Source organism: Polaromonas sp. (genome assembly GCF_031411155.1).
Classification (GTDB): domain Bacteria; phylum Pseudomonadota; class Gammaproteobacteria; order Burkholderiales; family Burkholderiaceae_C; genus Polaromonas.
Window position 1 is genome coordinate 23,078 of the sequence record NZ_JANOAL010000058.1, and the last position, 7,456, is coordinate 30,533.

The 7,456-nt window shown below is 60.6% G+C and carries 7 protein-coding genes; all 7 read right to left on the reverse strand.

The window, feature by feature from the left end; all coding sequences use genetic code 11:
* Nucleotides 1-251: 251 nt before the first annotated feature.
* The gene (locus tag RMO23_RS03460) at nt 252-1,682 is read right to left on the reverse strand and encodes an FAD-binding oxidoreductase (protein WP_309678705.1); all 1,431 of its coding nucleotides are present in this window, start codon (nt 1,680-1,682) and stop codon (nt 252-254) included.
* Nucleotides 1,679-2,353, reverse strand: a complete 675-nt coding sequence (locus tag RMO23_RS03465; protein ID WP_309678706.1) for an RraA family protein — start codon at nt 2,351-2,353, stop codon at nt 1,679-1,681. Before RMO23_RS03465 ends, RMO23_RS03460 begins: the two co-directional genes overlap by 4 nt.
* Nucleotides 2,350-3,276, reverse strand: coding sequence for an NAD(P)-dependent oxidoreductase (locus RMO23_RS03470; protein ID WP_309678707.1), 927 nt, complete (start codon nt 3,274-3,276; stop codon nt 2,350-2,352). Before RMO23_RS03470 ends, RMO23_RS03465 begins: the two co-directional genes overlap by 4 nt.
* A gap of 9 nt (nt 3,277-3,285) precedes the next feature.
* The gene (locus tag RMO23_RS03475; protein WP_309678708.1) at nt 3,286-4,254 is read right to left on the reverse strand and encodes a tripartite tricarboxylate transporter substrate binding protein; all 969 of its coding nucleotides are present in this window, start codon (nt 4,252-4,254) and stop codon (nt 3,286-3,288) included.
* 113 nt (nt 4,255-4,367) lie between these two features.
* Nucleotides 4,368-5,264 (reverse strand): LysR family transcriptional regulator, encoded by an 897-nt coding sequence (locus tag RMO23_RS03480; RefSeq protein ID WP_309678709.1) that lies wholly within the window; start codon nt 5,262-5,264, stop codon nt 4,368-4,370.
* A gap of 407 nt (nt 5,265-5,671) precedes the next feature.
* Complete coding sequence (locus RMO23_RS03485) at nt 5,672-6,517, reverse strand: YhjD/YihY/BrkB family envelope integrity protein (protein WP_309678710.1); 846 nt, start codon at nt 6,515-6,517, stop codon at nt 5,672-5,674.
* Between the two features lie 193 nt (nt 6,518-6,710).
* Nucleotides 6,711-7,118, reverse strand: a complete 408-nt coding sequence (locus RMO23_RS03490) for a GNAT family N-acetyltransferase (RefSeq protein WP_309678711.1) — start codon at nt 7,116-7,118, stop codon at nt 6,711-6,713.
* Nucleotides 7,119-7,456: the final 338 nt, after the last annotated feature.

The following is a 7,456-nucleotide window of genomic DNA, read 5'->3' on the forward strand; positions in this document are numbered from 1 at the left end:
TCTCAAAGATGGGGACGACGCAGGCTCAGGTTTGCCCTTGGCTGGAGCCTTGCCGAGGGTCGGCTTTTCTACCCGCGCCGACACCAGCGAAAGTCACCCACAACTGTCCTGCCTCCGTCGCCAGACAGTAACCCGACCATCTTCATCGCTCAAGAGTCCCTAGGCTCTTCGTACCTCGGTGAACCGGGAGCAGGCAAATTTACCGACGGTTGGTCTTGAGTTTTATGAACATACGCATGTCTCCGACGACGTCAATAGGCTGCCAACACCTTGCCCGGGTTCAAAAGGCATTGCGGATCCAGCGCCTTCTTCAGCAGCATCATGACCTTGATCTCCTGGTCACTCTTGTACCGTATCAATTCGCTGACCTTGAGTTGACCAATGCCGTGCTCGGCACTAATCGAGCCACCCATTGCGCTCACCGCGTCGTGCACCAAGGCGTAGATCTCGGCTTGGTGCCCGACCATGTCGCTCTCGGTGAAGCGGCCGGAAGTGCCTACGTTGTAATGCAAGTTTCCGTCCCCCAAGTGGCCGAAGGTCATATTGACGATGCCCGGGAAGCGCTCTTGCAATTGCGCGTCGGTCTGCGCCAGGAACTCGGCGATGCGTGAGATGGCGAGCGAAACATCGTGCTTGATGCTCTTGCCGGACTCGGCTTCAGCCAGAGTGATACTTTCGCGCAGATGCCAAAGTGCCCTGCTCTGCGTGATGCTTTCGGCGACGACCGCGTCGTCAGCCTCGCCGCATTCGACAGCTTCACCCAGCACCGCTTCGAAACGCTCGCGAGCGTGCTGCTCGCTTTCCGAATCGGAAATCTCAAGCAGGGCGAACCATGGGGCATCGGCAGAAGGACCCTCGAAGGGCAAGCGCAAGTGCGGGTAGCTGCGCGTCACCATTCGCATGCACGCGCCCGCCATCAACTCGAAGCCCGTCAGTGCCGCACCAAAGCCGGCCCGCGCGCGCGACAGTAACGCCACCGCCTTGTCGACGCCGGGAAGCGCGAGCATCGCCGTGCACCGTGCGACAGGTTGCGGGAAGAGCTTGATCGTGGCCGCGGTGATGATACCGAGTGTGCCCTCGCTGCCGACATACAGGTCCCGTAGGTCGTACCCGGCGTTGTCTTTGCGCAGCCCGCGCAGACCATGCCAAATCTGGCCGTCCGCGCCCACAACCTCCAGGCCAAGGGTCAGCTCGCGCATGTTGCCGTAGCGCAGCACTCCCGTGCCACCCGCGTTGGTCGATAGGTTGCCACCGATGGTGCAGCTTCCCTCCGCTCCCAGCGACAACGGAAACAACCTACCCACGGATTGCGCGCGCTCCTGGACTGTCTGCAGAATGCAGCCCGCTTCGACCGTCATTGTGTCGTTGGCCGTGTCAATCTCGCGCACTCGGTTCAGGCGCGTGGTCAGCAAGATCACGGCGCGCCCGGATTGATCAGGCGTCGCACCACCGCAAAGACCGGTGTTCCCACCTTGGGGGACGATTGGAATGTTGTGATCCACGCAGAGGCGCACCACGTCGGCAACTTGTTGCGGGAATTCAGGTCGAACAACGGCAAGGGCCTTGCCGATGAATCGGCCGCGCCAATCGGTGAGGTACGGCGCCGCCGTCGCTCCCGTCAGGACGTGCCCCTCGCCGACGATCCGGGCGAGACGGGCGATCAATGCTTCATTCGTCGTCATTGGGCTTCGATCCATCCGATGCGTTTGAGGTTCGCGTCGATCCAGCCAGCGTCGTATTTGCCGCTGGCCATGTCAGAGATCATCTTGGTCTCGGCCAATCCTTTCAGAAGACCGGCGGCGAGCAGGACTTCCGCTTGGTCAAAAGGTACGCACAGGATGCCGTCATCATCACCGATGATCAGATCACCGGGACAGACAACCATCCCGTCAATCGCGATAGGGACGTTGATCTCGCCAGGCCCATCCTTGTACGGTCCGCGGTGCGTCACGCCGGCGGCGAACACCGGGAACGAACCCGAGCGGATCGCGTTTGCATCACGCACAGCCCCGTCGATCACCATTCCGCCCAATTTTCGCCGAACGGCGTCGCCAACCATGATTTCACCGACGATGGCGTTGGTCAAGTCACCCCCAGCATCCACGATGATCACGTCGCCGGGGACTGCCATCTGGAGCGCCTTGTGTACGAGCAAATTATCCCCGGGGCGCACTTTGACTGTAAGCGCGGGACCGGCCATGTACCCGCCTTCATGCATCGGGCGCAACCGTGCACCGCCCGCAGTCATCCGGGACATGCAGTCGCTGACATTTGCGACCGGCACTGCCCGGAATCGCTCGGCCAAGACGAGATCCACCGCTCGCTGACGCTTGAGAATCTGCAGTCCGATCATGCTCGCGCCTCCAAGTGCTTGAGGATGTTGCGCGCTGCGCCAACACCCATTCCCTTCATGCCACCATCGGTGGTGCCACCGACGTGGGGTGTCAACACTGAATTCGGCGTTGTGAGCCAACCGGAATCCGCCCGGAGCGGCTCATCGACGAAGCAATCCAGGCCCAGGCTGAGCCGTCCCTCGTGCAATTTCGACTGCATGGCATGCTCGTCGAACAGCCCTGCCCGCGCAGTATTGATGACGATTGTGCCGGCCTTCAGCACGTTCAGTTTCTCTGCGCTGAGCATCCCGCGGGTTTCGTCGTTCAATGGACAGTGCAGGGACACGATGTCTGAGCGGCGGAGGACAACGTCGAGGTCGACCTGGGTCACTCCGGCGGGCAGATCGCTCGCTGAAAGATACGGGTCACAGACCAGCACGTTCATGCCCATCGCCTTGCCGAATTCGGCGACCCGACGGCCAATCGATCCGCAGCCCACAATGCCCAGGGTGGCGCCACACAACTCCATGCCGAGGTAGCCATCCTTGTCCCAATGAACTTGGCGCATGCGGTGGTCGAGCCACGCCAGCTTGCGGGCACACGCGAACATCATTCCGATGGCGTGTTCGGCAACAGCCTGGCTGTTCGACCCGATCGCGGCTTCGACCGCGATGCCGAGTCGTGCGGCCGCAATCTTGTCGATCGCGTCCATGCCCACGCCATGGCGAGAGATGACCTTCAGTTTCGGTGACGCCGCGAGAACGCGTTCGTTGAACAGGCCGTAGCGCGCAAGTATGGCGACCGGCTTCTCTGTGATACACAGTTTGACCAGCGCGTCTTCAGTGACTAACGCATCCGTGAACACAAGCCGATAGTCGCGCAACAACTCGGTTGCCTCGGCATGCACCTTCGGCGCGGTGATGAGAATGGTGTCGTTCGTCATGGATCTCGCCTATTGCTTAGGGGCCTTGTCCGCAACTGCCCGCAGCACCTTGCTGTTTTGCTGTAGCGACTGTTGCCACTGGGCACCAGACAGGTAGGCCACTACCGGGGCATCACCGCCCGCCGCAGCAAGGAATTCAGGGTCGCGCAATGTTTGTTCGACCGCATCCTGAAGCTTTTTGATGATGTCCGCCGGGACAGCGGCGGGCGCGGCGAGGCCTCGTTCGGAAGACATCAACACCGCGACCTTTTCGTCTTTCGCAGTGGGCACTTGCGGGAGGGCATTCGATCGCTTTTCGGAGAACTGGGCAAGCGCCTTGAGTTGTCCTGTCTTGCCCCCATGCAGTTCAGGGACCTCGCCCGCGCTGATCACGCCGAAGTCGAGATGACCGCCAAGGAGATCGGTCTTTTGCGCGGCGGTTCCCTTGTACGGCACTGCATTGACCTGCACCCCCGCTGCGGAGGAAAGCGCGACCAGTGCCAGGTCTCCGTTCGAGCCCGTACCGTTATGGCCGAACGAGATGGACGCCGGCTTTCGGCGCAGTTCGCTGACGACATCTGAGAGGCTTTTGTATTTGCTGTCAGCACGGGTGACCAACACTGTCGGATCGTCGACGAGCCGAGCAATCAGGCGAAAATCCTCGACTTTGTACTGGGACTTCTTGACCATGGGCACGTACAAAAAGGCGGGCACATTGACGATGCCGATCGTGTAGCCGTCCGGCTTCGCTTGGGCCAAAGAGGCATTCGCGATTTCGCCGGCGGCGCCCGGCTTGTTGACGACAATGAATTGCGCCTTTTCGCCCAGGCGCTTCTGCAAGAAGGGCGTGAGCTTTCGCGCCAGCAGGTCGGTGCCTCCACCCGGCGCGAAGCCGACAATCACCTCGATGGAGCGATCCTCCGGCCACGCCGACCAGACGGGCTGAACCGCCGCAAACGCAAGTGTTAAAGCCGCTAAGGTTGAGCCTATAAATCGCATCTTTGTCTCCTGTTTAATTTCGAACACAGGACGCGATGATGCTTGTCGTAGGACATTCTAACAAGCGATTTATTTTATTGTTTCGTCATTCCTTTCAGGAATGTATGTGCAACTCAGCGCAGGGCTGATGCTCCGAAGTCCGCAGCGGAGGCGACCATGCCGCTCATCGTTTCGATCAGCTCGCGCTTGTCGTCGCGTCGGGATAGAAAGTAGTAGCTCAGATTAGGTGGGGCAGGTCTGCTGCGGAAAGCCACCAACCGCTCCTGCGCAATCCATGGTTCCATGAAAAGCGCTGGAAGATAGCTAATGCCGACATCGGCTGCCGTGAGGCCGACAATGGCCATCATGCTGTTGGATGCCAATGTCCTGTGAAGGTTGATCCGGTGCTCAAGGGCCCACTGATTGATCGCCGCCGTCATGCCGGAGCCTTCCGTCATGGTGATGATCGGCTGCGCTTCAAGTTGCTTGGCGGACAAGATCGTGCCTGCGGCGATTCTGGACGGTGAGGCCATCCAAGTGCATTCAACCTCGCCAATCTTGTAGCAAGAGATGTCCTCATCCTGCGCCAGGCCGGGAGCCACGGCGAAATCCAATTCTCCCCTCGACACGAGCTTTTCCAGGATGCGTGCAAGATCAACATACGGCTGAAAAGTCAGGGCTGGGTGCATCCGTCGAGCCAGTCCGATGAACCCCGGCAACCAAGTGAGTGAACCAAGCTCAGTAATACCGAACCGGCAAACGCCACTCAATCCGGACTTGGCACTGGCTTCAGCACGCATAGCCTCGCCAAGCTCCAGCATGCTCGCCGCATGGCCGAGGAGTCGTTGACCAGCGTCGGATAGCTGCGCACGTTTGTTCGACCGGTCAAACAGCAAGGCACCGACGGACTCTTCCAGCTCTGCTATCCGTTTGGATAGCGACGATTGCGTGACGTGCAGGCGCTGTGCGGCAATAGCAAAACTGCCGAGTTTGGCCGCCCAATAGAAGGCTTCGATCTGTTTTAGGGTCATTGAGGTGTCAATCCTAAACGAAGCAGTGGACGGCTCAAGGCAAATTAAGACTGCTCTCACGGTTCCTGCACTGGAACGTGTCGACAATCTGCTCGCCTATAGCCACTTGGCATCCCATGGGAGACGCCTATCTACAGTTACTTCTTTCCGCTACCGCGATGTGGGGACGGCTGCTTCGGGCCGAAGGCGGGTGCAGCAATTTTCGAAATCGCGACCACATTGCCCACTGTGGAGCTGCTGATGGCAATGACTGCTATGAAGCGATCAGTTCGGAAAGCTGTACAGCCGCTTTCAGTCTGAAACAGACGGTCGGCTGGTGTCGCACGAATGGCCGCTTCGGCGAAGGCCGCCATGGGCCAGTCGCAGGATTGTTCCCAGAATAAAACAGGGCTGTATCCCGGAACGGGCTAGGCCCGTGCCGGCCGCCGCGCCGGCTGCGCCCCGGCACGCGGCAGGCTGGCGCTGACCAGCGCCGCAGCCAGCGTGACGAGCCACGAGTAGTACACCCACACCAGGAAAACCAGCAGAGGCGCGAAGGCGCCGTAAATCGTGCGGTAGGTGGGCACGTTGGCGAGGTAGATCGCGAAGCCGTGCTTGCCCAGCTCGAATGCGCTGCCGGCGAGCAGGCCGCCGGCGACCGCATCGCGCCATCGCACGGCGGTGTGCGGCACGAAGCGAAACAGGCAGGCGAAACCGGCGACGCTCAAAACCAGCGGCCCCAGGTTCAGGGCATGCGGCAGCCAGACGGGCCGCGTGCCCACCAGGGCGCCGGAGGCAGCCAGCAGATAGGACGCGGTCCACAGGCTCGCGCCGATGATCACCGGGCCGATAAGCAGCATGGAAACGTACAGCGCCAGCCGGCGCAGCACGGTCCGCGCTTTCCTGACCTGCCAGATCCGGTTGAGCGTGTTCTCCACGCTCAGCAGCAGCGTCAGGGCCGACACCAGCAGGAGCGCGAAGCCCAGCTGCGTGAGCCCGCCGGCGTTGCCCGTGAACTGCGCCAGGTGCTTGAGCACCGTTCTGGCGATGTCGGCCGGCAGCAGGCCGCGCAGCAGGTGTTCGCGAATCGCTTCACCGGCCGCATGCAGAACCGGGGTCCGCGCGAACACGGCGAAGCTCACCGCCAGCAGCGGCACCATGGACACCACCACCGCGAACGTGAGACCGCCAGCGGCCTGGGTCAGGCGTTCCTCACGGCCGCGCCGCAGGATGAGGCTGAGCAGGCTGCCCCGGTTTCGGCTTGTTGTTGTCATGGAAGGAATATAGCCAAACTCACCGCGCGGCTAGTACTGCAACGCGGAAGTAGCGGAACAAGATGAAAGTGATGGCTTCGCGCCCAAGGCGAGGCGCAAGCCGCAGCGAAGGCTGTGCGCCTTCGCAAGGGTTGCAACGCGGCCATGGGTGCGAAGACGCGCTTTCATGTTTCGATATTTTCGGGTTGCAGTACTAATGTTCAGTGCCCGCATAGACCCACATCGGAACGGTTCGTCCTGCTCGCGAAAAACCCAAACTCTCGTAGAACTGGACAGCTTCCCCATCGGCGGCAAGCATGAATTGGTGAAAGTCACGATACCGCTCAAGAAGCCTTCCCATCATCAGGCGTCCGATGCCTTGGCGCTGGTGATCTGGATGCACCAGCATATGAGGAAAGTAGACGACCAAGTAGCCGTCAGAAATCGCGTTTCCGATGCCCACAAGCTTGCCATTCAATCTGGCTGTGACCAGAGCGTGTGAGTTCCTCAATGCAGCCAGCAGTTCGTTTGGCTTTTCCGCCGAGGACCAGATATTCGCGCGGTAAAGCTCAAGGACTTCCTCAATGCCAATCGTGTCGGACAGGGAGACTGCGGGCAGCATTTTTGTGGGGCTCTAACGAGGTTGTAGCAAAGCCGGTTTTCGGCGGTCCGGGGCCATGCGTTGGCGCCAGCGATGTGCTGGGTTTGAGACTGGGGACGCAGGCACCCAGTTTGCCCGAGCCAAAGGTCTTCATGCAAGTCTGCGGTCGGGTTTTCGGCAAATGTGCGGCCCGCGCGAGACACTCACCCCTGTTTTTGCTGCGCATAACCGTGGTGCGCCAGCTTCCCCTGTTGTGCGCCCCTGATATGGAACGGATTCTGGTCTCGCGCTCATCCCGCTTCTCGGGTTCACATGATGCTGGTGGGCGCCATTTCTGCGATGTTCAAGACGGCGATGGG

Excerpts from the sequence above, each read along its gene's own strand:
- RMO23_RS03460 (WP_309678705.1), bottom strand. The coding sequence starts at position 1,682 with ATGACGACGAATGAAGCATTGATCGCCCGTCTCGCCCGGATCGTCGGC.
- RMO23_RS03465 (WP_309678706.1), bottom strand. The coding sequence starts at position 2,353 with ATGATCGGACTGCAGATTCTCAAGCGTCAGCGAGCGGTGGATCTCGTC.
- RMO23_RS03470 (WP_309678707.1), bottom strand. The coding sequence starts at position 3,276 with ATGACGAACGACACCATTCTCATCACCGCGCCGAAGGTGCATGCCGAG.
- RMO23_RS03475 (WP_309678708.1), bottom strand. The coding sequence starts at position 4,254 with ATGCGATTTATAGGCTCAACCTTAGCGGCTTTAACACTTGCGTTTGCG.
- RMO23_RS03480 (WP_309678709.1), bottom strand. The coding sequence starts at position 5,264 with ATGACCCTAAAACAGATCGAAGCCTTCTATTGGGCGGCCAAACTCGGC.
- RMO23_RS03485 (WP_309678710.1), bottom strand. The coding sequence starts at position 6,517 with ATGACAACAACAAGCCGAAACCGGGGCAGCCTGCTCAGCCTCATCCTG.
- RMO23_RS03490 (WP_309678711.1), bottom strand. The coding sequence starts at position 7,118 with ATGCTGCCCGCAGTCTCCCTGTCCGACACGATTGGCATTGAGGAAGTC.